General features: G+C 65.0%; 24 protein-coding genes and 2 pseudogenes. 13 read left to right on the forward strand and 13 right to left on the reverse strand.

All coding sequences use genetic code 11. The features are described 5' to 3' along the window. Positions 1 to 19: 19 nt before the first annotated feature. Entirely contained in the window at positions 20 to 982 is a 963-nt protein-coding gene (locus AC2CQI_RS06675) for a bile acid:sodium symporter family protein (RefSeq protein ID WP_075802969.1), read from the reverse strand. An 83-nt stretch (positions 983 to 1,065) separates the two neighbouring features. On the opposite strand from AC2CQI_RS06675, the gene AC2CQI_RS06680 reads away from it, so the two are divergent. Both AC2CQI_RS06680 and AC2CQI_RS06685 read left to right on the forward strand, forming a co-directional pair. After that, positions 1,066 to 1,866: an AraC family transcriptional regulator gene (locus AC2CQI_RS06680; RefSeq protein WP_484579619.1), complete on the forward strand. Its 801-nt coding sequence runs from the start codon at positions 1,066 to 1,068 to the stop codon at positions 1,864 to 1,866. 61 nt (positions 1,867 to 1,927) lie between these two features. Continuing rightward, a complete protein-coding gene (locus AC2CQI_RS06685) occupies positions 1,928 to 2,398 on the forward strand; it encodes an FAD/FMN-containing dehydrogenase (protein ID WP_484579620.1) in 471 nt (156 codons plus the stop codon). Here the strand turns inward: AC2CQI_RS06685 and AC2CQI_RS06690 are convergent, their stop codons facing one another. From AC2CQI_RS06690 to AC2CQI_RS06700, 3 genes are all read right to left on the reverse strand, one after another. Beyond that, complete coding sequence (locus tag AC2CQI_RS06690) at positions 2,399 to 3,601, reverse strand: MFS transporter (RefSeq protein WP_484579621.1); 1,203 nt, start codon at positions 3,599 to 3,601, stop codon at positions 2,399 to 2,401. It lies immediately after the preceding gene. A gap of 84 nt (positions 3,602 to 3,685) precedes the next feature. Continuing rightward, a complete protein-coding gene (locus AC2CQI_RS06695) occupies positions 3,686 to 4,132 on the reverse strand; it encodes an SRPBCC family protein (protein ID WP_484579622.1) in 447 nt (148 codons plus the stop codon). 90 nt (positions 4,133 to 4,222) lie between these two features. Then, entirely contained in the window at positions 4,223 to 4,540 is a 318-nt protein-coding gene (locus tag AC2CQI_RS06700; RefSeq protein ID WP_075802974.1) for a DUF2388 domain-containing protein, read from the reverse strand. 129 nt (positions 4,541 to 4,669) lie between these two features. On the opposite strand from AC2CQI_RS06700, the gene ampC reads away from it, so the two are divergent. Further along, positions 4,670 to 5,806 carry a class C beta-lactamase gene (gene ampC, locus AC2CQI_RS06705; RefSeq protein ID WP_484579623.1) on the forward strand — a complete coding sequence of 379 codons (1,137 nt, stop codon included), beginning with the start codon at positions 4,670 to 4,672 and terminating at the stop codon, positions 5,804 to 5,806. Positions 5,807 to 5,922: 116 nt separating this feature from the next. Here the strand turns inward: ampC and AC2CQI_RS06710 are convergent, their stop codons facing one another. Then, positions 5,923 to 6,516 carry a 2-hydroxychromene-2-carboxylate isomerase gene (locus tag AC2CQI_RS06710; protein WP_484579624.1) on the reverse strand — a complete coding sequence of 198 codons (594 nt, stop codon included), beginning with the start codon at positions 6,514 to 6,516 and terminating at the stop codon, positions 5,923 to 5,925. A gap of 25 nt (positions 6,517 to 6,541) precedes the next feature. After that, positions 6,542 to 7,273: an SDR family oxidoreductase gene (locus AC2CQI_RS06715; RefSeq protein WP_484579625.1), complete on the reverse strand. Its 732-nt coding sequence runs from the start codon at positions 7,271 to 7,273 to the stop codon at positions 6,542 to 6,544. A 92-nt stretch (positions 7,274 to 7,365) separates the two neighbouring features. Between AC2CQI_RS06715 and AC2CQI_RS06720 the strand changes: the two genes are divergently transcribed. Beyond that, entirely contained in the window at positions 7,366 to 7,923 is a 558-nt protein-coding gene (locus AC2CQI_RS06720) for a TetR/AcrR family transcriptional regulator (protein ID WP_484579626.1), read from the forward strand. A gap of 4 nt (positions 7,924 to 7,927) precedes the next feature. Here AC2CQI_RS06720 and AC2CQI_RS06725 read toward each other — a convergent pair whose 3' ends face one another. Beyond that, on the reverse strand, positions 7,928 to 8,557 hold the full coding sequence (locus tag AC2CQI_RS06725) for a LysE family translocator (RefSeq protein WP_075802979.1): 630 nt from the start codon (positions 8,555 to 8,557) through the stop codon (positions 7,928 to 7,930). A gap of 183 nt (positions 8,558 to 8,740) precedes the next feature. On the opposite strand from AC2CQI_RS06725, the gene AC2CQI_RS06730 reads away from it, so the two are divergent. The 3 genes and pseudogenes from AC2CQI_RS06730 (at position 8,741) to AC2CQI_RS06740 (ending at position 13,439) form a co-directional block, all read left to right on the forward strand. Continuing rightward, positions 8,741 to 9,286, forward strand: a complete 546-nt coding sequence (locus tag AC2CQI_RS06730) for an eCIS core domain-containing protein (RefSeq protein ID WP_484580591.1) — start codon at positions 8,741 to 8,743, stop codon at positions 9,284 to 9,286. A gap of 286 nt (positions 9,287 to 9,572) precedes the next feature. Next, positions 9,573 to 10,187, forward strand: coding sequence for a response regulator transcription factor (locus AC2CQI_RS06735; RefSeq protein ID WP_075802980.1), 615 nt, complete (start codon positions 9,573 to 9,575; stop codon positions 10,185 to 10,187). A 7-nt stretch (positions 10,188 to 10,194) separates the two neighbouring features. After that, positions 10,195 to 13,439, forward strand: a pseudogene (locus AC2CQI_RS06740) (transporter substrate-binding domain-containing protein). Positions 13,440 to 13,566: 127 nt separating this feature from the next. Here the strand turns inward: AC2CQI_RS06740 and AC2CQI_RS06745 are convergent. Continuing rightward, a complete protein-coding gene (locus AC2CQI_RS06745) occupies positions 13,567 to 14,307 on the reverse strand; it encodes a PDC sensor domain-containing protein (RefSeq protein ID WP_075802982.1) in 741 nt (246 codons plus the stop codon). Between the two features lie 54 nt (positions 14,308 to 14,361). Beyond that, positions 14,362 to 15,111 (reverse strand): FadR/GntR family transcriptional regulator, encoded by a 750-nt coding sequence (locus tag AC2CQI_RS06750; RefSeq protein ID WP_484579627.1) that lies wholly within the window; start codon positions 15,109 to 15,111, stop codon positions 14,362 to 14,364. Between the two features lie 227 nt (positions 15,112 to 15,338). Here AC2CQI_RS06750 and AC2CQI_RS06755 point away from each other — a divergent pair, with 227 nt between their 5' ends. The 5 genes from AC2CQI_RS06755 (at position 15,339) to AC2CQI_RS06775 (ending at position 20,740) form a co-directional block, all read left to right on the forward strand. After that, positions 15,339 to 16,763: a gamma-aminobutyraldehyde dehydrogenase gene (locus AC2CQI_RS06755; protein WP_484579628.1), complete on the forward strand. Its 1,425-nt coding sequence runs from the start codon at positions 15,339 to 15,341 to the stop codon at positions 16,761 to 16,763. 82 nt (positions 16,764 to 16,845) lie between these two features. After that, positions 16,846 to 17,451, forward strand: a complete 606-nt coding sequence (locus AC2CQI_RS06760; RefSeq protein ID WP_075802985.1) for a dimethylamine monooxygenase subunit DmmA family protein — start codon at positions 16,846 to 16,848, stop codon at positions 17,449 to 17,451. Continuing rightward, positions 17,448 to 18,416 (forward strand): PDR/VanB family oxidoreductase, encoded by a 969-nt coding sequence (locus AC2CQI_RS06765; protein WP_484579629.1) that lies wholly within the window; start codon positions 17,448 to 17,450, stop codon positions 18,414 to 18,416. Before AC2CQI_RS06760 ends, AC2CQI_RS06765 begins: the two co-directional genes overlap by 4 nt. A gap of 16 nt (positions 18,417 to 18,432) precedes the next feature. Next, entirely contained in the window at positions 18,433 to 19,482 is a 1,050-nt protein-coding gene (locus AC2CQI_RS06770) for a heme-dependent oxidative N-demethylase family protein (RefSeq protein WP_484579630.1), read from the forward strand. A gap of 61 nt (positions 19,483 to 19,543) precedes the next feature. Then, complete coding sequence (locus AC2CQI_RS06775; RefSeq protein WP_075802988.1) at positions 19,544 to 20,740, forward strand: MFS transporter; 1,197 nt, start codon at positions 19,544 to 19,546, stop codon at positions 20,738 to 20,740. 141 nt (positions 20,741 to 20,881) lie between these two features. Here AC2CQI_RS06775 and AC2CQI_RS06780 read toward each other — a convergent pair whose 3' ends face one another. The 4 genes and pseudogenes from AC2CQI_RS06780 to AC2CQI_RS06795 form a co-directional block, all read right to left on the reverse strand. Then, positions 20,882 to 21,454, reverse strand: a complete 573-nt coding sequence (locus tag AC2CQI_RS06780; RefSeq protein WP_484580592.1) for a methyl-accepting chemotaxis protein — start codon at positions 21,452 to 21,454, stop codon at positions 20,882 to 20,884. Between the two features lie 12 nt (positions 21,455 to 21,466). After that, a pseudogene (locus tag AC2CQI_RS06785) lies at positions 21,467 to 22,201 on the reverse strand (PAS domain-containing protein); the annotation flags it as partial. A 91-nt stretch (positions 22,202 to 22,292) separates the two neighbouring features. Next, a complete protein-coding gene (gntR, locus tag AC2CQI_RS06790) occupies positions 22,293 to 23,312 on the reverse strand; it encodes an HTH-type transcriptional regulator GntR (protein WP_484579631.1) in 1,020 nt (339 codons plus the stop codon). A 217-nt stretch (positions 23,313 to 23,529) separates the two neighbouring features. Further along, entirely contained in the window at positions 23,530 to 24,858 is a 1,329-nt protein-coding gene (locus tag AC2CQI_RS06795) for a sigma-54 dependent transcriptional regulator (RefSeq protein ID WP_075802991.1), read from the reverse strand. A 324-nt stretch (positions 24,859 to 25,182) separates the two neighbouring features. Here AC2CQI_RS06795 and AC2CQI_RS06800 point away from each other — a divergent pair, with 324 nt between their 5' ends. Then, positions 25,183 to 25,449 carry a hypothetical protein gene (locus AC2CQI_RS06800; protein WP_075802992.1) on the forward strand — a complete coding sequence of 89 codons (267 nt, stop codon included), beginning with the start codon at positions 25,183 to 25,185 and terminating at the stop codon, positions 25,447 to 25,449. Positions 25,450 to 25,554 lie beyond the last annotated feature (105 nt).

Consider the following 25,554-nt stretch of genomic DNA (forward strand, 5'->3'; position numbering starts at 1 on the left):
GCTCCCACAGGGCTCGCGTTCACTGCCTTCCCGCGTAACGCTGCGCCAGCACCGCACAGACCATCAACTGGATCTGGTGAAACAACATCAGCGGCAGGATCAACGCCCCCACCGCGCCACCGGCGAACAGTAACTGCGCCATGGGCACCCCGGTGGCCATGCTCTTCTTCGATCCGGCGAACAGGATGGTAATACGGTCTTCCACGCTGAACCCCAGCCAGCGCCCCAGGCTGCGGGTGCACCACAGCACCAGGGCGAGCAACACGCAGCAGACCAGGGTCAGGCCCAGCAGCTTCGACGGCGGCACCGAACTCCACAGCCCGCTGACCACCGCATCACTGAACGCCGTGTACACCACCAGCAGGATCGAGCCCTGGTCCACCGACTTCAGCCAGCCCGCGTTGCGCGCCACCCAGGCACCGATCCAGCGCCGCGCCAGTTGCCCGGCCACGAACGGCACCAGCAGTTGCAAAACGATCGCCCCCACCGCGTCCAGGTTCGAGCCGCTGTCGCCCTCGACACCCATCAACAGCATCACCAGCAAGGGCGTCAGCACGATCCCCAGCAGGCTCGACGCGGCCGCACTGCAAATCGCCGCCGGCACATTGCCCCGGGCCAGCGAGGTAAAGGCGATCGCCGATTGCACCGTGGCCGGCAAGGCGCACAGGTAGAGCACGCCGAGGTACAGGGCATCGCCCACCAGTGGCAGGATCAAGGGTTTCAGCAGCAGCCCGAACAGCGGGAACATGACAAAGGTGCAGGCGAACACCAGCAGGTGCAGGCGCCAGTGCCCGGCCCCGGCGATCACCGCCTCGCGGGACAGCTTGGCACCGTGCAGGAAGAACAGCAGGCCGATGGCCAGGTGGGTCAGGGTTTCGAAGAACGCCGCAACGCCACCCGAGGCCGGCAGCCAGGTGGCGATGGCGACCACTGCGAGCAGGGCCAGGGTGAAGTTGTCGAAGAGCAACCGCAAGTGTTTCATCGCGCCATTCCGGAAGGTTGTGAGGGGAGTGCCGGAGACGATAAGGTGTCCGCGCACTTCCGGCTAACGCCAGAAACCCGGTAATGTCGTTGAATGGACACTTGACCTTGCACCTCAGTGATCTCGTCGCCCTGCCCCGCCCGCTCTACGGCCAGCGCGACAGCCTGCCGAACATCGCCCTCGACTACCGTCACCGGCATCCCTGGGGCCAGCTTTCCCATGCCCTGCACGGCGTGCTCCAGGTGCGCACCGACAATGCCCGGCTGGTGGTGCCGCCGCACCGTGCGGTCTGGATTCCGCCGGGCCTGATGCACCGGGTCGAAAGCACCCCGGATGCCTGCATCCGCAGCCTGTATATCGACCCTTCACTGGTGCTCTGGGCGGACCCCGGATGCCGGGTAATCGCCGTCGATGCACTGCTGCGCGAGCTGATCCGCGCCTTCGGCGAGGTGCCCGTGGAATACGATTGCGACGGTCCCGACGGGCGCCTGGCCGAGGTCCAGCTGGACCGCCTGCGCCAGGCCGAACAGCTCGACCTGGTCCTGCCCCAGCCCCGCGACCCGCGCCTGCGGGCCCTGTGCCGCCAGGCCACGGCCAGGCCCTGGGCGGAGATCGGCCTGGGCGAGGCCAGCCGCAAGGCCGGGGTCAGCGAAAAGACCTTCAGCCGCCTGTTCCTCAAGGAAACCGGCATGACCTTCCGCACCTGGCGCCAGCGCATGCGCCTGGTCAGCGCGCTGCCGGCACTGGAACGCGGTGAGCGGGTCACCGATGTGGCGCTGGCCTGCGGTTATGAGTCGCTGTCGGCGTTCAGTGCGGCGTTCGGCAAGCTGTTCGGCCTGTCGCCTGGCGAACTGGCTCGGGGCGGCAGCATGACGCAGGCCTGAATGAGAAGCGCTTGCTATGCTGGCGCGGCAATTTCCAACCACTAGAAAAAGGATTCGAGCTTTGAAAGCTGCCTGCGTACTGCTCCTGGGCCTGCTGCCGTTCATGGCCAGCGCCGCCGAAGTCGGCGAGAGCCTCAAGCCCTTCACCCTGAACGACCAGCACGATCAGGCCTTCACCCTCGACGCCGGCACCCGTGTACTGCTGGCGGCCAGCGACATGGACGGCGCCAAGCTGGTCAAGGCGGCCCTGGCCGATCAGCCCAAAGGCTGGCTGGAAGCGCGCCACGCGATCTTCGTCGCCGATATCCAGGGCATGCCGTCGTTGATCGGCAAGCTGTTCGCCATTCCGAAAATGCGCGATTACAGCTACCGCGTGGTCCTCGACCGCGACGGCCTGGTGGTGCCGCAGTACGCCGTCACCGCCGGCCAGGTGCAGTGGCTGCAACTGGAAGACGGCAAGGTCACGGCCAAGCAATCGTTCAGCGACGCCGAGGCCCTGCGCAAGGCCCTCGCCGAACTGCCACAAGGCTGATCAGGAGGCCAGGCCGCGGTCCACGTACCAGGTCAGCGGCAAGGTCAGCAGCAGGGTCGCCGCCAGCGCCATCAAGGCCAGCGGCACCCCGCTGAGATCCCCCAGGCGCCCGAAGACGATGGGCGCCAGCGCCCCGCCACCGATGGTCCCGGTGTAGAACAGGGCGAACGCCTGCTCGCGCCGCCCCGCCGCAGCCAGCTCCGGAACCACGCCATACAGCACCGACGAAGTGCCGTTCAGCACCAGGCCCAGCAGTGGCAGCATCAGCATCAGCCCGTTCAACGGCAGGTACACCGCAGCGACGATCAGCGCGGCGGTCAGGGACTCACTGAACCACACGGTCTTCAACAGGCCGATCCGCGCCCCCAGGTAGCCGCAGATCAGCTTGCCAAAGGCACCGCCGATGAACAGCAGGGTCAGCGCCAGGCCGATGCCGGCGGTGCCGGCACCCTTGTCGCTGAGCAGAAACGGCAGGAAGGTCAGAAAGCCCATGCGCACCGCGCTGTCGAGCACGCCGGTGGCCAGCAGTGCGCGCAGGCCGCTGGCCGAACCGCTGCCCTCGCCGGCCCCGGGCTTGCCGGAACCCGCGGCATGAGGGTCCAGATTGCGCGGAATCAACAGGTACATGGCCAGCGCCGCCAACAGGCCCAACACCCCGGCGAGGGTCACGCTCAGACGCCAGCTCATCACCGTCAGGGATACACCGACCAGGGCGGGAATCAGGGTCTTGCCGATATCGCCGGCGAAGTTGTAGTGGGACAGCGCCTGCTTGACCTGGCGTCCCGGCTCATGGGTATCGGTGACCAGCGACGACGCCAGTGGATGCTGGGTGCTGGCGCCAAGACCGCCGAGCACCAGGGCGGCCATCAAGGCCAGCAGACCACCCGCCTGCCCGGCCAGCAGGTAAGCCACACCGACCAGCGCGGTGCCGCCGATCAGCAGGGTTTGCCGGCCGAAGCGCCGGGCAGCTCGGCTGGCGAGCAACTGGAAACCGGCCATGGTCGCCGAGTAGGCCCCGCGCATCAGGCCGATCTGCGCGTAGCTGAGACCGAACTGGGTCTGCCAGATCGGCAGCAGCACGTAGATCAGGTCGGTCAGGCCATCGTTGACGGCGTGGGCGCCGCACGCCGCCAGCAGGGCGCGACGGCGCACGGGGGTGGCTTCAGAAGAGGTGGAAACGCTGGCCGGAGAGGCGTCGGACATGCTCGGAAATCCACAGCTAGGGGATCCGGCCATTAAAACAGTAACAAAACATTAACGCGAGCCGCGTCCCCGCGACGGGTGAGCTCAGCCCGGAATGTCCGGTTCCACCAGATGGGCCAGTTGGTTGAGCGAATCCTGCCAGCCGAGGTAGCAGCCTTCCAGCGGGATCACGTCCGGCAGGCCCTCCTGGACGATATGCACCTCGGTGCCGCAGGACACGCTTTTGAAGCTGATGGTGGCGGTAATTTCCCCGGGCAGGTTGGGGTCGTCAAAGCGGTCGGTGTAGCGGATGCGTTCATTGACCAGCAATTCCTTGTATTCACCGCCAAAGCCGTGGCGCTGGCCATTGGAGAAATTGCTGAAGGACATCTTGTAGGTGCCGCCGACACGCGGATCCATGTGCTCGACATGGCAGGTGAAACCATGGGGCGGCAACCATTTGGCCATGGCGTCGGCATCGAGAAAGGCGCGGTAGACCCGCTCCACGGGTGCCTTGAAAACGCGGTGCAGGCGGACGCTGTTGTTGCTCATGGAAGAATATCCTTGTTGTTTACTCAGGCAAGGCTATGAGTGAAGCCCAGCCCCGCAACAACGTCCAGCCGCCCACCTGTACCGCGTATGTCAGCGTTCGTCTTCGAAGTGATCGCTGACCAGGATGGCCCGTGCCAGGTCTTCATCGCTGGCCTGCAGGCCCGGGTGTTCCTGACGCACTTTCTGCAGCACGGCCTCCAGGTAAGCGCCACGGATCGCGCCGCCACTGGCCACGAAGCTGGACGCCTCGTCCCGCGCCGGGATGATCCGCTTATCGTCCTTGAAGGTGGAATACAGCGACGCCGAAACACCGGCCGAGGTGGCAACATCACCTGCGTCCACCCGGGCCAGCGCCGACCCGAAAGGCAGGCAAAGCAACAATGAAGATACGAGCAATGTACGCCGCATGAGGGAGTCCTCCGGTCTACCTGAACGGAATTGTCAGGTATTACCCAGTCTAGGATCGTTTTGCCCGGGGCGGAGTTCCGTTGCAGGTTCTGCTAGGGTGAGGACTTTTCCGTCACGGACCTTTTGCCGATGCGTTTCCCCGCCCTGCTCCTGGCATGCGCCAGCCCCCTTCTCGCCTGTGCCGATCCGGCCCTCGACAGCCAGGTTCGCAGCGCTGCGCAGCACGTCATGCGCGACAACGGCATCCCGGGCCTGGCGATCGCCATCACCGATCACGGCAAGCAGTACTTCTACGAATTCGGCGTGGCCGACAAGGCCAGCGGACAGGCGGTCAGCCGCGATACCCTGTTCGAGCTGGGCTCGATCAGCAAGACCTTCACCGCCACCCTGGCGGCCCGGGCGCAGATCGAAAGCCGCCTGTCGTTGCAAGCCCGCAGTGCCGACTACCTGCCAGAACTGGCCGGCACGCCGTTCGGCCAACTGAGCCTGGTCAACCTGGCGACCCACAGCAATGGCGGCATGCCCCTGCAGGTACCGGACGGGATTGCCGACCAGGCGCAGTTGTTCGCCTGGCTCAGGCAGTGGAAACCGGAGCATGCGCCGGACACCTGGCGGGCCTATGCCAATCCGAGCATCGGCATGCTTGGGGTGATTACCGCGCGGCGACTGGGCACGCCGTTCGTCAACGCCATGCAGGAGCAACTGCTGCCGGGGCTTGGCCTTGCGCACACGTTCATCCAGGTCCCGGCGCAGCAGCAGGCGCTGTACGCCTGGGGTTATGACAGGAACGACGCACCGGTCCGGGTCAATCCCGGAGTGCTGGCCGACGAGGCCTACGGCATGAAAAGCAGCAGCCGCGACATGCTGCGCTATGTCGAGGCCCATCTCGGCCGGGTGCAGCTGGCGGCGCCGCTGAAACAGGCACTGGAGGATACCCGGCGCGGTTACTACAAGCGCGGTGCGATGACCCAGGACCTGGTCTGGGAGCAGTACGACTATCCGCTGGCCTTGCAGACCCTGCTCGATGGCAATGACAACCGCTATGCCCTGGAGGGTGCCGAGGTCAGTGGGATACGTCCACCCTTGGCGCCGCAGTCGAAGGTCTGGGTGAACAAGACCGGCGCCACCAACGGGTTTGGTGCCTATGTGGCCTTCGTGCCGGAGCAGCAGCGTGGGGTGGTGTTGCTGGCCAACAAGAACTATCCGAATGCCGAGCGGGTGAAGCTGGCGTGGCGGGTGTTCGAGTTGCTGGACGGGCAGAAATAAGGCTCCGGTTTTTTGTTGTTGCTGATGGCCTCATCGCTGGCAAGCCAGCTCCCACAGGGTCCGCATCGCTCAGAACCCTGTGGGAGCTGGCTTGCCAGCGATGAAGCCCTGAAGCCTTACCCTTTCAGCGCCTCCACCACGAACTCCAGCCGGTCCTGCCCAAAGAACATCTCATCCCCGACAAAGCAGCTAGGCGCACCGAATACCCCACGGCTGACCGCCTCGTCGGTAGCCGCTTTCAAGGCTGACTTGACCTCGGGATCGCTGACCAGCGCTGCAAATCCACCCGCCTCGAAACCACCCTCCTCCAGCACCTGCGCCACCACCGCCGGATCCCCGAGGTTGCGCCCCTCGGCCCACATCGCCCGGTACATCGTCTCCAGCCAGGCCTCGAAACGCTGCGGCTGACGCATCTGCACGCCCATCGCCGCGCGCATCAGGCCCAGGGTATTGATCGGAAAATGCTCGTTGAAGGTCAACGGCACGCCATAGCGCCGGGCATAACGGTGCAGGTCCTTGAAGAAGTAACGGCCCTTGGCCGGAATCATCGCCGGCGAGCTGTTGCCGGTAGCCTGGAACACTCCGCCCAGCAGCATCGGCCGCAATACCAGTTGCGCACCGTGTTCGGCGCAGATCCGCGGCAGTTGGGTCCAGGCCAGGTAGCTGGCCGGGCTGCCCAGGTCGAAGAAGAATTCAACGCGTTTGCTCATGTCTTCAGTCCTTGTGCAGGGGCTATTACCAGCGTTCCATCCACGGACGCAGGTCGAGTTCGAAGGTCCAGGCATCCCGTGGCTGGGCATGCAGATACCAGTAGCTGTCGGCGATATGCTCGGGATCGAGGATGCCGTCCTGGGCCTTCAGCGCATAACGCTCGGGAAAGCTGTCACGGATGAAAGCGGTGTCGATGGCCCCGTCCACCACCACATGGCCAACATGGATGTTCCGCGGCCCGAGCTCGCGCGCCATGCTCTGGGCCAAGGCGCGAATGCCGTGCTTGGCCCCGGCGAAAGCAGCGAAACCGGCAGCGCCGCGCAGGCCCGCAGTCGCACCTGTGAACAGGAGCGTGCCACGCTCACGCACGACCATGCGCCGCGCCACCGCCTGGGCCGTGAGGAACCCGGCAAAACAGGCCATTTCCCAGATCTTGAAGTATTTGCGCGGGGTTTCCTCGAGGATGCTGCACGGCACATTGGCGCCGATATTGAAGACGAAGGCCTCGATCGGGCCGATGCTGCTTTCGATATGCTCGACCAGCGCCGCCACGTCCTCTTCCTTGCGCGCATCGGAGCCGAAGCCATGGGCCCGGCCGCCTTCGGCATGGATCTGGTCCAGCAGCGGCTGCAGCTTGTCGGCGCTGCGCCGGGTCACGCAGGCAATGTAGCCTTCACGGGCAAAACGCCTGGCGATGGCGCCGCCCGTGGCATCGCCGGCACCAATCACCAGTACGACCTTGTTGTTATCGCTCATGGGTCTCGCCTTATTGATGAATGATCGTTTAGTAAACGAACGCTATGCTATGATCCGGACCTTCGTCAAGCGGACAAGCGAGGATTTCCCGGGTGCGCTACTCCACCGAACACAAGGAACAGACCCGGCAGAAGCTGGTACAGAGCAGCGGCGCCATCGCCAAGCAAGGCGGTTTCTCCGCCACCGGCGTGGCCGGGTTGATGAAAGCCATCGGCCTGACCGGCGGCGCTTTCTACAACCACTTTCCGTCGAAGGACGATCTGTTCAGCGAGATCGTGCGCCAGGAATTGTCCGGCAGCCGCATCAACCTGCGTGCCCAGGAGGGCGATCTGACCCTGGACAGGCTGCAACGCTGCCTCGACCAGTATCTGAGCCTGGCCCATGTGCACAATCCACAAAGCGGCTGCCCGATCCCGACCCTCGGCGCGGAGATCGCCCGGGCCGATATCGGCGTGCGTGAGGAAGCCGAACATTGGCTGGTCACCCTGCACCAGGCATGGTCGGTGACCCTGAACGATGACGCGCTGGCCTGGGCCATGCTCGCCCAGTGCGTGGGTGCCCTGGTCATTGCGCGGATGCTGGCGGGGGAAGCGACCCAGCTGGCGGTGCTGCAGGCCAGCCGGGCGTTCTTGCAGGAGGCGATGGACTAGCCGGTCAGTGCAGGTCGTTGCGCCGATACAGGCTCAGGCCGACCGCCAGTACCGCGAGCATGCCGGCGCAGCCGCGGTTGATCCACTGCATGACCCGCGCCGAAAACGCCCGGACCGCATGACGCCCGCCCAGGGCGTAGACGATCATCATCAGGCAGTCCAGGGACGCAGTGATCACCGCCAGCACCAGGTACTGCTGCAGCACCGGCTGGTCAGGGCGGATGAATTGCGGCAGGAACGCCGAGAAGAACAGCAGCCCCTTGGGGTTGGACAAACCAACGATCAGGGCGCGGAAAAAGGTCGAGCGGCCACTCACCGCCGCCGGCCCGCCGCTTGCTCCAAGGGCGCGCACCGGCGCACGCCAGAGCACTACCGCCAGATACAGCAGGTATGCCGCCCCGACCCACTTGACCAGGCTGAACAGCTGCTCCGAGGCCTGGAGCAAGGCGCCAAGGCCACAGCCAACGGCGGCGATCAGGATCAGATCGGAGAGCATCGCTCCGGCCATGCCAAAGCCGGCCACGCGCATGCCGTGGCTGGCGCCGTTGTTCAGGGCCAGGAGCATGGCGGGTCCGGGGGTGATCATCACCGCGCTGGCGGCAATGATGTAGAGCAGCAGGGTCGAGGCGTCCATGACGGTTCCAGGCAGAGCAAAGGGCGCAGGATGCCTGCCTGGCCGGCGGCTCTCAAGCCCCGTGAGAATTTTTCCGCAGTGCCCAACCAAAACGCGAAATCCCGGTCAAACTGCTCACCCCCCGACCGTACCGGCAGGAGTCCTGTGTTGAGTTCCCCGCTGTACCGCCCCTTGCTGCTGTGCCTGACCCTGGGCCTTGCCGCCCCGTCCCCCGCCGCCACCACGCCGCAAGGCGAAATGCCTGGCCAGGCTAACGACCTGTTCACCCTGCTCGACAATGTCGCGCGCATGGCCTCCTCCGGACTGGCCAACTGGCTCAGGCTGTCCCGCGACAGCGCCATGGCCGCCGGGGTCGAGCCGATCCCGCTGGATATCCGCGTACAGCTGGAGCCCTGGTATGACTTCCAGGTCCTCGACGCCGCACGCTTCCAGATCGGCAACCCGCAGCAACTGGATGCCGCCAGCGCCTTCCTGCAAAACCCGGACGTCGCCGCAGTGACCCTGGTGGACGTGATCGTCTTCCGCAACGCCGAGGACGCGCGCAGCAACATCGCCCTCTGGGCCCACGAGCTCAAGCACGTGCAGCAATATCAGCAATGGGGCGTGGACGACTTCGCGGCACGCTACACACGCAACTACGAAGCGGTAGAGGCGCCGGCCTACAAGATCCAGGCGGAAGTGGCCAAGGCCCTGCGCCTGGCACCCGGCGATAGCCTGGCCGGCCATTGATCGGCGCTTTTCCCACCTTCGGGGTGCCGCGTCCGTCAGCCCGATAACCTTTGCCCGTCAGGCAATATCCGGCGCCCGACCCCATGTGCGCCGTTTCCTACTGTGGGAGCCTTGGCACTTCTTGTAGGAATTTTCAGCTAACCAGGCTGAATTGTTCCACGCCTCTATACTGCTCGTACTCATCGCACCTGAATCGACGTATCGTGAGCGGCCCGTCTGAACCGGCGGTTTCCCCCTCCTGAGTGACTCGGGAAAAATCCATTCCTGATGCAGGAGTTCCTACGCGATGCACAAGATCCTGATCGTTGACGATCATCCCACCATCCGTTTCGCCGCCCGCCTGCTGCTGGAGCGCGAAGGCTACGAAGTGATCGGCGAAGCCCACGACGGGGTCAGTGCGGTCAGCCTGAGCCAGGAACTGCTGCCCGACGTGGTGATTCTCGACCTCGGCCTGCCAAGGCTCGAAGGGCTCTGCGTGCTGGAGCGCCTGCGCGGCCTCGACCCGGCGCCGCGGATCATGGTGTTCACCGGCCTGCCTCCACGCCTGTTCGCCAAGCGCTGCATCGAGGCCGGTGCTTCGGCCTTCGTGCGCAAGGACGAAGACCTGTCGATTCTCCTCGGTGCCCTCAAGGCAGTGCTCAGTGGCTACTCCTACCTCCCCGATGCGCTGCGCCTGAGCCCGCGGGCACAAACCGAGGACGATCGCCTCGACCGCCTGTCCAACCGCGAATTCGAAGTGATGCGGCAACTGGCCAAGGGCGCCACCAACAACGAGATCGCCGAAGAAATGTTCCTCAGCGCCAAGACCATCAGCACCTACAAGACCCGCATCATGGACAAGCTGCAGGTACGCTCCCTGGCCGAGCTGCTCGACCTGGCCAACCGCCGCGGCATGATCTGAGCGATCGATGAAAGCCCTGCCGCTGCTGGTTCTGGTTCTGGGTCTGGCCCTGGTGCTGCCGGCGCCACTCCCGGCCGGCGAGGTCGCGCCGCGCCAACTGCTCGGGCGCTCCCTGAGCAGCAGCGCCCCGCCGGTGCTTGGCAGCGCCGACCGGCAATGGCTGGAGCGCAAGCAGGTGCTGCGCCTGGGCACCTCGGCGCCGGACTATCCGCCCTTCGACATCAACGTCAGCCAGCGCGACTATGAAGGCCTCACCGCCGACTATGCCGGGCTGCTCGGCGAGCAACTGAAGATCCCCGTGGAAGTCCTCCACTACCCCAGCCGCAGCGCCGCGATCCAGGCCCTGGCGCGGGGCGAGATCGACCTGCTCGGCAGCGCCAACGGCTTCGAGGAAGCCAACACCGAACTGCTGCTCAGCCAGCCCTACGCCGACGACCAGGCAATCATTGCCACACCGCTGGGCAAGCCACGCAACCCCGGCGACGGGCTGGCCGGCGCACGCCTGGCGATGGTCGACCATTACCTGCCGGTGGAGCGCATCCAGCAGGTCTATCCCCAGGCCAGGCTGCAACTCCATGCGTCGAGCATGGCAGCCTTGTCAGCCCTCACCCAGGGCGATGCCGATGCCTTCATCGGCGACGCCATCAGCTCCGATTACCTGATCGGCAACCATTACCGCGACAGCGTACAGATCGCCTGGTACGTCAAGCCACTGCGCTCGGCCTTCAGCTTCGCCCTGGAACACGACAACGCCATCCTCCTGCGAGTCATCAACCAGGCCCTGGCCAGCCTGTCCGAGAGCGACCGGATCAATGTCGCCCGGCGCTGGAGCAGCGGCCTCAACAGTCCTTTGCTCAACCGCGGCGCGCTGCAGCTGGAAGCTGGCGAACAGGCGTGGATCAGTCGCCACCCAAGCCTGAAGGTGGTGATCAACAAATACTTCGCGCCGCTGACCTTTCTCGACGACAAGCAGCAGTTCCGCGGCATTACCGCCGACCTGCTGGAACAGATCAGCCTGCGTACCGGTCTGCATTTCCAGATCGTCGAAGCCGAAAGCGTGGCGCAAATGATCGAGCTGGTGGAAAGCGGCCAGGCCGACCTGATCGGCGCCCTGCCCTATGGCGGCGAACGGGCCCGAGGCCTGGAGTTCACCCGCCCGTACCTGACCACGCCAAGGGTGCTGGTCACCTCCATCCGCGCCGATGCCCCGGATACCACCGCGGCCCTGCAAGGCAAGCGCCTGGCCCTGATCCGCGGCACGCCCTTCGCCGACACCCTGCGCCGCGAGCATCCCGGCATCGAACTGATCGAGGTCGCCGACCCGCTGGCCCTGATGGAGTATGTCGCCCAGGGCCGGGCCGATGCGGCCATCGCCTCGCAGATCAATGCCGCCTATTTCATCAGCCGCCTGTTCAAGGATCGCCTGCGCATTGCCGCACTGCTCGACGACAACCCGGCCATTGCCGCCTTCGCCACTGCCCGTGGCGATAACGAGCTGCACAGCATCCTCGACAAGACCCTGCTGAGCATCGAGCCGGATGAAATGACCCTGCTTGCCAACCGCTGGCGCACCAACGCCCTGATCAGCGACAACCCCTGGCGCAACTATCGCGGGCTGGTCCTGCAGATCCTCCTGGTGGCCGGCCTGGCTATCGCTGCGGTCGTCCTGTGGAATCGTTACCTGCGCGGCCTGATCGCCCGGCGCACCGCCGCCGAAGAGGCCTTGCAACAGCAACTGAAGATCAGCGAAGGCCTGCTCGGCGAACTGCGCCTTGCCAAGGAGCAAGCCGACAGTGCCAACCATGCCAAAAGCACCTTCCTCGCCACCATGAGCCATGAAATCCGCACACCGATGAATGCGGTGATCGGCCTGCTCGAACTGGCCCTGAAGGATGCCGAGCAAGGGCGCATCGACCAGCCATCGTTGCAGGTTGCCTTCGACTCGGCCAGCGCCTTGCTGGACCTGATCGGCGATGTGCTGGATATCGCCCGCATCGAATCGGGGCATATGGCCCTGGCGCCCGAGCCGACCGACCTGCCCGCGCTGATCCGTGCCACGGCGCGGATCTTCGAGAGCAGCGCGCGGCTCAAGGGCCTGGAACTGCGCCTCGACCTGCCGCCCACCACCCGGCCGCTGGCCGTGGACCCGCTGCGCCTGCGCCAGGTACTGGCCAACCTGCTGAGCAATGCGATCAAGTTCACCGAACAGGGCCGGGTGCGCATTGGCCTGGCACTGGAAGCGCAGGACGGCGGTGCACGGGTCAACCTGGTCGTGGAGGACAGCGGTATTGGTATCAGCGCAACCGACCAGGCCCGCCTGTTCAGCCCCTTTGTCCAGGCTGGCGAGCAACCGGCGGGCCAAGGCACCGGGTTGGGGCTGGTGATCAGCCGCACGCTCTGCGAACTGATGGGTGGGGCGCTGAACCTGTCCAGCCAGCCAGGCAAGGCACGCGGGCCGAGGTGGTCCTGCTGCTGCCCTGGGCAGGCGAGCTGGCAGACAGCGCGCCGGTCATTGACGACAGCCCGGCCAGCATAGCCTCGCTGAGCATCCTGGTGGTGGATGACTACCCGGCCAACCTGATGCTGCTGCACAAGCAACTGGACGTGCTCGGTCACCGGGTCAGCCAGGCGGACAACGGCGCCCTGGCCTTGCAGATGTGGCGCGACGGCGATTTCGACGTATTGATCACCGACTGTAATATGCCGGGCATGGACGGCTATCAGTTGGCCCGGGCAGTACGGACCGAGGAAAATGGCCGCCGCCGCTGCCTGATCCTGGGCCTGACGGCCAATGCCCAGGCGGAAGAACGTGAGCGCTGCCTGGCGTCGGGGATGGACGATTGCCTGTTCAAGCCCATCGGGCTGGGGGCGCTGCGCAGTCACCTGGGCGGGCTGGAGCCGGCGGTGGTCGAGGATGACAGTGGTTTCGACCTGAACGAGCTGCGGCATCTGACCTTGAATGATCCAGAGATGATCCGGCGCCTGGTCGAGCAACTGGCGATGAGCACCGCGCAGGATCTGGCGGCGTTGCGTGCACTGCCACCGGGGGCGCCGGTGGCGCGGTTGAAGGCCCTTGCACACCGGGTTCGCGGAGGCATGAAGATGCTCAAGGCGCGGGGGCTGGTGGAGCACTGCGATGCGCTGGAGCGCGGCTGCGCCGAAGGCGTCGGGGACGCGCGGTTGCTGGAGCTGAAGCAGGCGCTGGAAGGAAGCCTGGAGAGGTTGCTGGTGCGGCTGGAAGCGGGTGCCTGACGCGCTGGCCTCATCGCTGGCAAGCCAGCTCCCACAGGTCCGCGTCGAGCACAACTCTTGTGACTGACCCCAAACCCTGTGGGAGCTGGCTTGCCAGCGATGAGGACCTCAAGGTCACTGCTGAACCTCAGCGCAACCCCGGCAGCCGCACCAGCGACCACCCCGTCTCCGACTCCGACAAGGTCAGCCTGATCTCCCCCAGTTGCATATCGTTGAGCAAGGTCGACACCAGGTCCCCGACCATCCAGTTCGCCGTGTTCGAGGCAATCACCCTGCCCTCTGCCGAAATCAGCACCGCCTCATGATCCAGGCGCATCAGGCTTTTCACCAGCAACCGCTCGACGTTGTGCAACGACAGGTCCAGCCCCGCCACGCCAATGAACTCGCCCTGCACATGGATCGGCATGGTGAAGGTCAGCACGTACATGTTGGTGCCATAGAGGTCCACATAGGGCCCCTCCACCACACTGCGCCCGGTATCCCTGGGTTTGCTGTACCAGGGCATGGCGTTGTAGTCGTAGTAGTTCTCCCGGCGACGGTCGAAATTGGGGCGCAATGGCAGGGTCTTGCCGCCATCGGCCAGGTACCACCATTCCAGGTGCATCTCGCGGTCGGCCAGGCCGTTGGGGGCGACGATCACTCCGCCACCGCAACCAAAGGCACCGGTGGCGAACAGCTGCTTGTCGATGGCCGGACGCAGCGACGCCAGGTCCCTGGCCACGGGCTGGCGCCCTTCCGCCAGGACCCGCTGCCACAGCGCACGGGTTTCCTCGGCCAATTCGCGGACCTGGCCGAAAATCGTGCCCAGGGTGCTGTCCAACTGCTGGGCGCAGGCCGAGAAGGACGCGTTATCGCTCGGGGCAAACATGGCATTACCTCACACAGGGTTCGGCTGTTCTTGTTATGGATGGGGAAAACGCGATCAGTCCGGGTCTGCCGCCAGCAGTTCAAGGCGCAGGCTGATCAGGCGCTTGATGCCGCGACTGACATGGGCCTCGGCGAGCGCTCCGGCGAGCACCGCGTCACCGGCCACCAGGGCCTGGAGGATCGCCTGGTGCTCCTGCTCGACCAGCGCGATGTCGCCACCACCGGCAGCCTCCATCCACAGCAGCTCGCCGACTTCCGATTGCAGGCGCATTTCCGCATGGGTCAGGCGCAGGGACTGGGCCGCCGCCGCCACTTCGATATGGAAACGCGCATCCGCGCGGTGCCGGGCCAGGCGCGAGCCGGCCTGGCGCAGGGTCTCGATATGGTGGGCGATGCGCCCCTGCTGCTCGGGCGAACTGCGCTTGGCCGCCAGGCGGGCGGCGGTGCCGGAGATCGCAGTCTGCTCGTCGCCGAGGTCACGCAGGTCCGGCCCGCTCATCTCCCGCAGCTTTTGCAGGAGCAACGCCTCCGGCAACTCCACCGGGGCACAGACGAAGCTGCCGCCATTGCGCCCGCGTCGGGTTTCGATCAGGCCACGCTGGCGCAGTACCACCAGGGCTTCGCGCAGGGTGACCGTGGCCACCCCCAGTTGCAGGGCCAGCTCCGACTCGCTGGGCAATTGCTGGCCCTCGGCGAACAGGCCCAGCTCGATGGCCTCCACCAGGCGCCGCGCCACTTCATCGGTGCGCCCCTCCTGGCGCAGGCGGATGAATGCGGTGTTGCGGGCACTATTCAGGGCAGTCATTGCCTCTCCCTTTCGAGCCTTGCACAGGCACGGTTAAAAATTCGGTTTCGCATCTTATAGCGAAGCACAGTCCGGGTGTTAGCGCCTTATTACCTTCTGCTCATGGCAATTCCACCCAGTCGGGCTGGTCAACCAATTTAAGATATGGTTTTATATGTTTAAGCCTTGCACAGGCCACCTGATCCTGTGCGCCTGTATTCACCAATAACTCCAAGCAGGAATACGCAATGCAGACCCGACTCCTGATCAACGGCCAACTGGTCGCTGGCCAAGGCGAACCCTACGCCGTCTACAACCCGTCCGAGGGTGCCGTGCTGGTGAGCATTCCCGAGGCCAGCAGCGCCCAGGTGGATGCCGCCGTGCAGGCCGCCGATCAGGCGTTCGACGGCTGGGCACAGACTCCGCCGAAAGACCGCGCCCACCTGCTGCTCAAGGTAGCCGACCTGATCGAGGCCAATGCCGAACACCTCGCCCGCCTCGAATCGCAGAACTGCGGCAAGCCCTACCAGGCTGCACTGAACGACGAAATCCCGGCCATTGCCGACGTGTTCCGCTACTTCGCCGGGGCCAGCCGCTGCCTGTCGGGATCGGCTGGTGGCGAGTACCTGCCCGGCCACACCTCGATGATCCGCCGCGATCCGCTCGGGGTGATCGCCTCCATCGCGCCGTGGAATTACCCGCTGATGATGGTCGCCTGGAAGCTCGCCCCGGCCCTGGCTGCCGGCAATACCGTCGTACTCAAGCCCTCCGAGCAGACCCCGCTGACCGCCCTGGCCCTGGCCGAGCTGATCGCCGGGCTGTTCCCGGCCGGCGTGGTCAATATTCTCTTCGGCCGCGGCCCGAGCGTGGGCGAGCCGCTGGTCAACCATTCGAAAGTGCGCATGGTCTCCCTGACCGGCTCAGTCGCCACCGGCGCGCGGATCATCGCCAGCACCGCCAGCAGCGTGAAGCGCACCCACATGGAACTGGGCGGCAAGGCCCCGGTGCTGATCTTCGACGATGCCGATCTCGATGCGGCCGTCGAGGGCATCCGCGCCTTCGCCTTCTATAACGCCGGCCAGGACTGCACCGCAGCCTGCCGCCTGTATGTGCAGCGCGGCGTCTACGAGCGCTTCGTCAACCAGTTGGGCGAAGCCGTCGCCAGCCTGCGCATGGGCCTGCAGGACGACCCGCAAACCGAACTCGGCCCGCTGATCACCCGCGATCACCTGGAGCGCGTCGAAGGCTTCGTCAACCGCGCCAAGGCCCAGGCGCATATTCGCGTGATCACCGGCGGCAACCGGGTCGATGGCCCGGGTTTCTTCTTCGAGCCCACGGTGCTGGCCGATGCCCGCCAGGACGACGAGATCGTCCAGCGCGAAGTCTTCGGGCCGGTCATCAGCATCACCCCGTTCGACGACGAGGCGCAGGCCCTGGCCTGGGCCAACGACTCCGACTACGGCCTGGCCTCGTCGGTCTGGACCCGCGATATCGGCCGCGCCACCCGCCTCTCGGCGCGCCTGCAATACGGCTGCACCTGGATCAACACCCACTTCATGCTGGTCAGCGAAATGCCCCACGGCGGCATGAAGCAATCCGGCTACGGCAAGGACATGTCGATGTACGGCCTGGAGGACTACACCTGCGTGCGCCACGTGATGTTCAAGCACTGATCAACCGATGAAAAACGCCATTTCCTGGCGGCCGAAACAATACATATAAAACCATAGGCAATATGGCATACGAGGATTCCCTATGCTAATCACCGGCATCAAGAGCCGCCCGGTCTACGACCGGCTGCAACCCATGGCGGGTGGCCTGCGCCACCTGATCGCGGGCCAGGGCAGCGGCGGCGCGGCCATGCTGCGCCTGATCGGCGACATGTCCGCCGAACAGCGCCACGGCAGCACCCTGCTCTACTCCGTCGAATCCTTCTCCGGGCACAACCACCTGCAAGCCCTGCAGGAGGCTGAAGCGGCCGGGCTGGAAGTGTTCGCCAGCAACCAGGAACTGATCGACGCCCTGCGCGAGCGCCTCGGCGAGGCGCGGATGGGCACACGCTTGTACCTGAGCGGCTCGGAAAGCTTTATCGGCACCGCCATGCAGGCGGCCAACGCGGTCGACCTGAACCGCGACGAAGTGCTGCGCGAACACAGCGGCACCCTGGTCCGCCGGGTCTGGTGCGCGCACTGCGACACCTATACCGAGAACGTTACCCAACGCGTCTTCGTCTGCCCGGGCTGCCGGTTGAACCTGGTCGTGCGCGATCACTATTCCCGCCGCCTGGCCGCCTTCCAGGGCATCAAGGCCGATGGCGAAGTCCCGGGCGAACTGCCTGCCGCCGAGGAGCTCGATACATGAATACCCATAACGGCACCCTGAGCGTGCGCGTCGCCCGCATCGAGGCCCTGACCCCGGAAATCACCCGCTTCACCCTGGTCGACCCGGACGGCAAGCACCTCCCGGCGTTCTCTGGCGGCAGCCATGTGGTGGTGGTCCTCGAAGATGGCGACAAGACCCACCGCAACGCCTATTCGCTGATGAGCTCGCCCTACGACTCCAGTGCCTACCAGATCGCCGTGCGCCGGGTGGCCGACGGCCGTGGCGGTTCGCGCTACCTGCATGACCGGGTCGGCGAAGGCGAGCTGTTGCAGATCCTCCAGCCGGCCAACCTGTTCCCCCTGGCCAAGCACGGTCGCCAGCACCTGTTCATCGCCGGCGGCGTGGGCATTACCCCGGTCTACTCGCAACTGGAAGAGCTGGAACTGAAGAAGGCCAGCTTCGAACTGCACCTGGCGGTGCGCGGACCGGAGCATATCGCCCTGGGCCGTGAACTCCAGGCCCGCTACGGTTCCCGCGTGCACCTGTACGTGCAGGGCGAGGACGCGCGCATGGATATCCCGGGCATCCTCTTCGGCCGCCCGCTGGGCAGCCACGTCTATGTCTGCGGCCCGGACAGCATGATCGACGACACCCTCGAGAGCGCCCATAGCCTCGGCTGGACCGACAGCCATATCCACTACGAGCGCTTCGTCGAGCAAGGCTCCACCGGTCAACCCTTCAGCGTCACCCTGGCGCGCCAGGGCGTGACCCTGGAGGTACCCGCCGAGCAATCCCTGCTCGAAGCCGCCGAACAGGCCGGCTACAAGGTGCCCTACCTGTGCCGTGGCGGCGCCTGCGGCTACTGCGAGACCGAAGTGCTGGAAGTGGACGGTGAACTGGACCACCGCGACGACTGGCTCAGCGAGGAAGACAAGCTGAGCAAGCGCAAATTCATGCCGTGCGTATCCCGGGCCAGTTGCAGCCGCCTGGTCGTGGACCTCTGAGACAGGACAACAACAAATGACCGTATTCAAGCCGATCGAAAGCTACGCCGACCTCGACGCCAAGGGCTTCACCTACCGCAACAGCCGCGAGGCGGTACTGCGCCTGCCCTTCCCGTACCCGGAAGACCAGTACATGTACTCGATGAACGTCGAACCCCATGTGCCCTTCGGCGAGGGTGCCCTGCGTGCCCAGTTCGATATCGACGAGCACTACATCTCCGAGTGCCATCACCGCGCGCAGATCCTCGAAACCCAGCCGGGCGTGCACTACGCCGCCCTGCCGCACATGATGGAAGCCCAGTGGGACCTGCTGGAACTGCTGATGGAGTCCTATTCCCGGGACTTCCCCGAGCACTTCAGCCTGGAGAAGAACGGCACGCAATGGCGCTGGATCAACCGCCCGCTGGGCCTGGACGATACCTTCACCTTCGGTGATGCCAGCACCCTGCCGATGGACCCGATGGAATACATCACCCGCCAGGCCCAGGGCGAGTTCATCCTCCTCGAAGAGCGCGACGACACCCTGGTGATGGGCGCCGGCATGGCCACCCAGCGCGCCGACTACTCGCTGCGCTTCAACCTCGGCATGAGCTTCATGGAGTTCCATGGCCCGGTGCCGAAGCTGCACGAGATGGGCATTCTCCAGCGTGCGCTGAAGTTCCTCCTGCGCCTGCGCCCGGGGCACCCGGTGCGTCGGACCAACTGGTCGATCACCGTCAATCCGCGCCTGGAAACCTCTGCCGAGACGCTGCCGGACTGGGCCCCGGACCGCACCACGGTGACCGCGGAAAACGCCGGCGAGCTGGTCAACCTGCGCATCGAGCTGCAACCGCTGCACCGTTTGCCGCGCAGCAACGCCGTACTGTTCCCGGTACGCACCTACCTGGTCAGCCTGCAACAACTGGCCGACTTCGCCCCGCAATGGGCCAAGCGCATGCACCGGGTGATCCGCGACCTGGACCAGGAGCTGGTGGACTACAAGGGCTTCACCCGTTATCGGGAGGCCATGGTGGCCTGGCTGGCGCAATACGACGACGGCACGCCAGTCGACGAAAGTCAGCAATGAAAAAACCACAAGCGCGCCGATAATGGCGCGCTTTTTTGCGTGCAAATCCGGGAAAACCATAATGAAAACAATACGCAACTTCCTGCCTGAAAGCTGGAGCCTGGTGTTCTCCGCCGCAGCCTCGGCCTACGGGGTCGGCTTGCTCGGCCTGTGGGCCTTGCCGTTCCTGATCAGCGCGATCATCCACGACCTGCAACTCAACGAGGCCCAGGCCGGGCTGCTGATGTCGGCGGAGTTTGGCTTCACCATGCTCGCGTCCTTGCTGGTGGCGCCGTTCATGGGGCGTGCGCCGCGGCGGACCCTGGCGATCGGCGGCACCTTGCTGGCGATCGCCGCCAACCTGGTCAGCGCCAATGTCGCCGATCTCTATCTGCTCGCCGCCGTGCGCTGCGTCGCCGGGGTTGGCGCCGGGCTGGCCCTGGCCTGCGGCAATGCCGCGGTGTCCAGCGCGAAGCAGCCGGACCGTATCGCCGGGCATATGAACGTGCTGTCGGTACTGCTGATGATCGTGGTGATGCTGGGTTACGCCAAGGTCATGGCGGCGTTCGGCCTGCCCGGGTTGTACTACGCGATGGCCGCGACCATGGCGGTGATGTTGCTGGCGATCCCGGCCATGGTCCAGCGCGCGCCGGCGGTGGAGACCGTGGTGGTTGCCAGTGGCGGCAAGGGCAATGTCCTGCTCAGCCTGCCGGCAGTGTGCATGATGCTGGCGATGTTCGTGTTCCAGGCGCGGGACACCATGGGCTGGGCCTTCGTCGAGCGGATCGGGACCATGGTCGGCTATAGCGGTGACGAGCTGGGCGTGCTGCTCTCGGTGCAATCGGTGGTCGGCCTGATCGGCCCGCTGCTGGCGGCGATGATCGGCAAGCGCTTCGGCATGAGCACCCCGGTGATCCTTGCCGTGCTGCTGACTGGCGCGACCAGCCTGAGCTATGTACTGGGCGAGCATTCCAAGAGCATGTACACGGCCGGGGTGATGACCATCTGCATCACCTACTTCTACGCCCTGAGCTACCTCACCGGGCTGGCGGCGGAGCTGGATCGCGAGGGTCGCGTGGTGGCGGCAGCGGGGAGTTTCCTGAGCCTCGGCCTGGCGGTGGGGCCGGCGATTTCCGGTGGGTTGATTTCGCTGGGCGGCTTTACCCTGGCGGCCTGGGGGATTGCGGTGACGGTGGTGCTGACCCTGGCGCTGGTGAGTGTGCCGCTGGCGAGGATTCGCAAGGAGCATGTGGTGGCGCAGCTGGCGGCTGCGGTCTGAAAATCATGTTGTGGGGCTGAGGGCCTCATCGCTGCGGTGCGGCGGTCCGACAAGCCAGCTCCCACAGGGATCGCGTGCACCGCTGAACCTGTGGGAGCTGGCTTGTCGGACCGCCGCACCGCAGCGATAGGGCCCGAAAGCCTAGTGCAGTTGCAAGGTCGAGTTGATCTGGCTGATCGCATCCACCACATGCCGCGAGCCCTGCTGGATCTCCAGGATCACCTCGCCGGCCTCATTGGCCAGGTCCACTCCCTGCCCCGTCCGGTTCAGGCTGGATTGCATGCTGGCCACCGCCTTCAGCGACAGGTCATGGTTCTGCCTGACCACCTCGACGATCTCCACCGTGGCCTTGCTGGTTCGCGCCGCAAGATTGCGCACTTCCTCCGCAACCACGGCAAAACCGCGCCCATGCTCCCCTGCCCGCGCCGCCTCGATCGCCGCATTCAACGCCAGCAGGTTGGTCTGGTCGGCAATCCCGCGAATGGTCAGGACAATCTGCCCGATCAGCTCCGACTGCCGGTTCACCGCGTCAATACTGCGTGCCGCCTCGTTGAGGTCATGGGAAATCTCTTCGATCACGTGCACCGTCTGCTGCACCACTTCCGAGCCCTTGCGCGCGCAGGCGTCGTTCTGCACTGACGTCGCATGGGCGGCTTCGGCAGCAGACTGCTGGGTGCAGACCTGATGGGTGATATCGCTGGCGAACTTGACCACTTTGTACAGCCGGCCCTTGGTGTCGAAGATCGGGTTGTACGAGGCTTCCAGATAGACCATCTGCCCCAGCTTGTTGACCCGTTCGAAGCGGTGCGAGTGGTATTCACCGCGGTTGAGGGAAGCCCAGAAGGCCCTGTAGTCCGCCGACTCGCTTTCGCTCTTGTGGCAGAACAGGCTGTGATGCTGCCCGACCACCTCGTCGAGGCGGTAGTGCATGGTATGCAGGAAGTTGTCGTTGGCCGTGATTACCCGGCCTTCGGGGGTGAACTCGATCACCGCCATGGAGCGGCCGATGGCTTCGAGCAGGCAGTCCGCCTCGTGCTCGTGCACCACCCGCGCGGTGATGTCGCTGGCCACCTTGATGATGCTGGTGACCACGCCATTGTTGCCGAAGACCGGCATGTAGCTGGCCTCCAGCCACAGCTCCTTGCGCTGGCGATCCAGGCGCAGGAAGGTCCCGCTGCGTGCCTGGCCCTGGGCCAGGTCGCGCCACAGCTGGCGATATTCCTCGGTCTTGGTGTAGGCCTCCTCGCAGAAGATCCGGTGGTGCTGACCGCGGATCTCGTCGAGGCTGTAGCCCATGGCTTTGCAAAAATGCTCGTTTGCGTCGAGTACTACTCCATCGGGGCTGAACTCGATCATGGCCATGGAACGGCTGATCGCTGCCAGTTTTGCGTTGGCTTCGGCCAACGCCCGATTACACCGCTCGATTTCTGCCAGGTCCGATTTGCGATGGGAGTCGAACATGTCACGCACACTCCATTGGCGGAATTGTGCTCAGCATAGATGGGCCAAGGCGCCCTGCAAGCGCCCTGCCTCGACCATTTATCGGCAGTGTTCAGCTGCTTTCGCGGATCATCAGGGCAAAACCAAGGTCTTGGGCAGGATTTTTCCCGCGCTTGCCGTCGAGCAGATCGAGCAGCGCCTGCGCCGCGTGCCGGCCGACGGCGGCCAGTGGCGTGCGGATCGAAGTCAGGCGCGGGACCATATGGGCCGAGGCCGGCAGGTCATTGAAACCGACCATCGCCACCTGCTGCGGGACCCGGATGCCCTGGCGCTGGGCCTGGAAGATCGCACCATGGGCGAGGTCGTCGTTGCAGAAGAAGATCCCGTCGAGATCGCCATGGCGGGCCAGCAACTGGCTGAACAGCTCGCCGCCCAGGCCGATGGACGATGGCTGCGGGACCAGGAGTTCCAGCGCCGGATCGTACAGCCCCGCTTCGCGCAGTGCCTGGCGGAAACCCTCGGCGCGTTGCAGGACCCGGGCGTCCAGTTGCGCAGCGATAAAGCCGAGGCGTCGTCGCCCACGCTCGATCAGATGGCGGGCGACCGCGCGACCGGCCTCATGCTGGGAAAAGCCCACCGAGACCACACCCTCCTGGTCGCCCAGCTCCATCATATGCACGCAGGGCACGCGGCTGGCGGCGAGCATCCGCCGTGACGCCTCGCTGCGCTCGAAGCCGGTCAGCAACAGGCCGCGGGGTTGATGGGCGAGGTAACTGCGCAGCAGGTTTTCCTCTACGCTGGCGTCGTAGTGGAAGTTGCCAATCATCACTTCCAGGCCGCGCGGGCGCAGGACATCGTGGATCGCGTCGAGGGTCTCGACGAACAACTGGTTGGACAGCGACGGGATCAGCACCGCCACCGACTGGCTCTGCGCCGAGGCCAGGGCGCGGGCCGCGGGGTTGGCGACATAGCCGAGCTGGGCCGCAGCGGCCTGGACCTTCTCCACCAACTCCGGCGCCACCGTGGCCACCCCGCGCAGGGCCCGGGACACGGTGATCGGCGAAACCCCGGAAAGCCGGGCGACTTCGGCCAGGGTGGGACGGCCTGTGGTGCGGGAGGTGCTGCGGGACATGGCGGCTCGGGGAGTTGCGGGGAAAGCCGGCAAGGTTAGTGGTGCACGGGTTGGCTGGCAAGGCAATGCACCTGGGTTGGTGCTGAGGGCCTCATCGCTGGCAAGCCAGCTCATTCTGCAGCGACTCGGACCCTGTGGGAGCTGGCTTGCCAGCGATTGCGGTGGTGAACCCCCTATCGGTCCGATGAACGCACAAGGTCCGCGGAGGCTTCCTGATTTACCGTATCTGATGCTTGTGCAACAACCGGTAAAACGTCGGCCGTGACACCCCGAGGACCTTGGCTGCGACACTCAGGTTGTCGCTGTGCCGATCCAGCACATCGCATAGCGCCTGACGTTCGGCCTGGTGCTTGTAGTCTTCCAGCGTGCCCATGGGCGCCGCTACGTGGTTGAGCTGCTCATGCAGGCCCAGGTCGCGCGGTTCGATCTGCCGCCCTTCCGCCAGCACCAGCCCGCGCCTTACCCGGTTGGCCAGTTCACGCACATTACCCGGCCAGTCATGCTTGCCCATGGCGCTCAGGGCGTCCTCGCTGAAAGTGCGCGGGCGCCGCCCGGTTTCCTGGCTGTAGAAGCGGGAAAAGTGGCTGGCCAGCATCGACAGGTCACCATGCCGGTCACGCAGCGGCGCAGTGATCACCTGCAGGACATTCAGGCGGTAATACAGGTCTTCGCGAAAACGCCCGCTGACGATGGCGCTCTCCAGATCCACATGGGTCGCCGCCAGCACCCGCACATCCACGGCGATCGGCTGGCTGCCGCCCACCCGCTCGATATGCTTTTCCTGCAGAAAGCGCAGCAGATTGGCCTGCAGCTCCAGGGGCAGATCACCGATTTCGTCGAGGAACAGCGTGCCCCCGTGGGCCGCCTCGATCCGTCCGACCTTGCGCTGGTGCGCCCCGGTAAAGGCGCCTTTCTCATGGCCGAACAGCTCCGACTGGATCAGGTGCTCAGGAATCGCCCCGCAGTTGATCGCCACGAACGGCTTGTCGTTGCGCAAGGATTCACGGTGCAGGGTACGCGCCACCAGCTCCTTGCCGGTGCCGCTTTCGCCACGGATCAGCACCGGCGACTCGGTCGGCGCCAGCTTGCTCAGCAGCTTGCGCAGCTCGCGGATGGCCCGGCTGTCGCCCAGCAGTTCGTGCGCCGGCTCCTCGGTGCGCGCCGCCCCCTTGCCGCGCAGGCGCCCCATGCCAAAGGCCCGCCCCAGGGTCACCTGGACCCGCGACACATCGAACGGCAGGGTATGGAAATCGAAAAACCACTCGCAGACAAAATCCCCGACCTTCTGCGCCCGCAGTTCCTGGGGGCTCAACACCGCGATCCATTCGGCGCCGCTGCGGCTGATCAGGTCCTTGACCGCTTCGGGGCGCTGCAAGTGACTGGCCTGCAGGCGCAGCAGACCGACATCACAGGAATGCTCCAGCGCCGTGGCCAGGGTACAGCTGTGGACATCCCAGCCAATGCTGCGCAAACCGGGGAGTAGACGGTGGCAGTCATCGCAGGGATCGACCACCAGCAAACGACGGTGCGGGGCAGGCTCGAGCATGATCTTTCCTTGACGTCAATTTTTGGAAAATCGAGTAGAAACAGCATCTTGGCAAACCTGTGGGTAACGGTAGCAACGAACGCCAGTTCGCCCATGACCGTCTGTCCGCTGAAAAATTCCATTACATTTACGTCACGGAACATTTGCCTGAATTCAACGTCACAAGCGCCAGAAATAATTGAATGTCCGAAGCGAGAACAAAAAATTTTTCAATGCAGTGTGACTTCACCTGTTACTTCGGACATCAGTACAAGTAACCTGCCGCCGCGCATGACGCCCCGGCAACTTTCCTCTGCTGTTTGGGACCATAGAGAGACCGAACCCATGAACGCTCCGCTGCGTGTCAACGAAGCACTGCTGATTGCCGACCACGCCTTCGAACCCTTCCAGTGCGTTGCCTGGGATGCGCCAAACGGCACTGGCGAGCTAAGCCTTGCAGTGATTGACCGGACCAGCACCCGGATTGGCAGCAAGCAGGTGCCGAGCAGCACCTACTCGGACCCGGCACAATGGGCACACCTGATCGAGGAAGTGCGTGCCGAGCTGAGCCAGAAAGGTTACGACCTGCAGCCCTGGACCATGCCTTCCTGATCCAGCTACAAGCTTCAAGCTTTAAGCGGCAAGTAAGAGCAACGCGCGTTTGATCTGCTTTTTCTTGCAACTTGCAGCTTGAAGCTTGCGCCGAAAGTTATCCAG

The sequence above is a fragment of the Pseudomonas sp. P2S-1 genome, from assembly GCF_057197725.1.

Coding starts and splice junctions, on each gene's coding strand:
- AC2CQI_RS06675 (WP_075802969.1), bottom strand. CDS start 982: ATGAAACACTTGCGGTTGCTCTTCGACAACTTCACCCTGGCCCTGCTC.
- AC2CQI_RS06680 (WP_484579619.1), top strand. CDS start 1,066: ATGTCGTTGAATGGACACTTGACCTTGCACCTCAGTGATCTCGTCGCC.
- AC2CQI_RS06690 (WP_484579621.1), bottom strand. CDS start 3,601: ATGTCCGACGCCTCTCCGGCCAGCGTTTCCACCTCTTCTGAAGCCACC.
- AC2CQI_RS06695 (WP_484579622.1), bottom strand. CDS start 4,132: ATGAGCAACAACAGCGTCCGCCTGCACCGCGTTTTCAAGGCACCCGTG.
- AC2CQI_RS06700 (WP_075802974.1), bottom strand. CDS start 4,540: ATGCGGCGTACATTGCTCGTATCTTCATTGTTGCTTTGCCTGCCTTTC.
- ampC (WP_484579623.1), top strand. CDS start 4,670: ATGCGTTTCCCCGCCCTGCTCCTGGCATGCGCCAGCCCCCTTCTCGCC.
- AC2CQI_RS06710 (WP_484579624.1), bottom strand. CDS start 6,516: ATGAGCAAACGCGTTGAATTCTTCTTCGACCTGGGCAGCCCGGCCAGC.
- AC2CQI_RS06715 (WP_484579625.1), bottom strand. CDS start 7,273: ATGAGCGATAACAACAAGGTCGTACTGGTGATTGGTGCCGGCGATGCC.
- AC2CQI_RS06725 (WP_075802979.1), bottom strand. CDS start 8,557: ATGGACGCCTCGACCCTGCTGCTCTACATCATTGCCGCCAGCGCGGTG.
- AC2CQI_RS06735 (WP_075802980.1), top strand. CDS start 9,573: ATGCACAAGATCCTGATCGTTGACGATCATCCCACCATCCGTTTCGCC.
- AC2CQI_RS06745 (WP_075802982.1), bottom strand. CDS start 14,307: ATGTTTGCCCCGAGCGATAACGCGTCCTTCTCGGCCTGCGCCCAGCAG.
- AC2CQI_RS06750 (WP_484579627.1), bottom strand. CDS start 15,111: ATGACTGCCCTGAATAGTGCCCGCAACACCGCATTCATCCGCCTGCGC.
- AC2CQI_RS06755 (WP_484579628.1), top strand. CDS start 15,339: ATGCAGACCCGACTCCTGATCAACGGCCAACTGGTCGCTGGCCAAGGC.
- AC2CQI_RS06760 (WP_075802985.1), top strand. CDS start 16,846: ATGCTAATCACCGGCATCAAGAGCCGCCCGGTCTACGACCGGCTGCAA.
- AC2CQI_RS06765 (WP_484579629.1), top strand. CDS start 17,448: ATGAATACCCATAACGGCACCCTGAGCGTGCGCGTCGCCCGCATCGAG.
- AC2CQI_RS06770 (WP_484579630.1), top strand. CDS start 18,433: ATGACCGTATTCAAGCCGATCGAAAGCTACGCCGACCTCGACGCCAAG.
- AC2CQI_RS06775 (WP_075802988.1), top strand. CDS start 19,544: ATGAAAACAATACGCAACTTCCTGCCTGAAAGCTGGAGCCTGGTGTTC.
- gntR (WP_484579631.1), bottom strand. CDS start 23,312: ATGTCCCGCAGCACCTCCCGCACCACAGGCCGTCCCACCCTGGCCGAA.
- AC2CQI_RS06795 (WP_075802991.1), bottom strand. CDS start 24,858: ATGCTCGAGCCTGCCCCGCACCGTCGTTTGCTGGTGGTCGATCCCTGC.
- AC2CQI_RS06800 (WP_075802992.1), top strand. CDS start 25,183: ATGAACGCTCCGCTGCGTGTCAACGAAGCACTGCTGATTGCCGACCAC.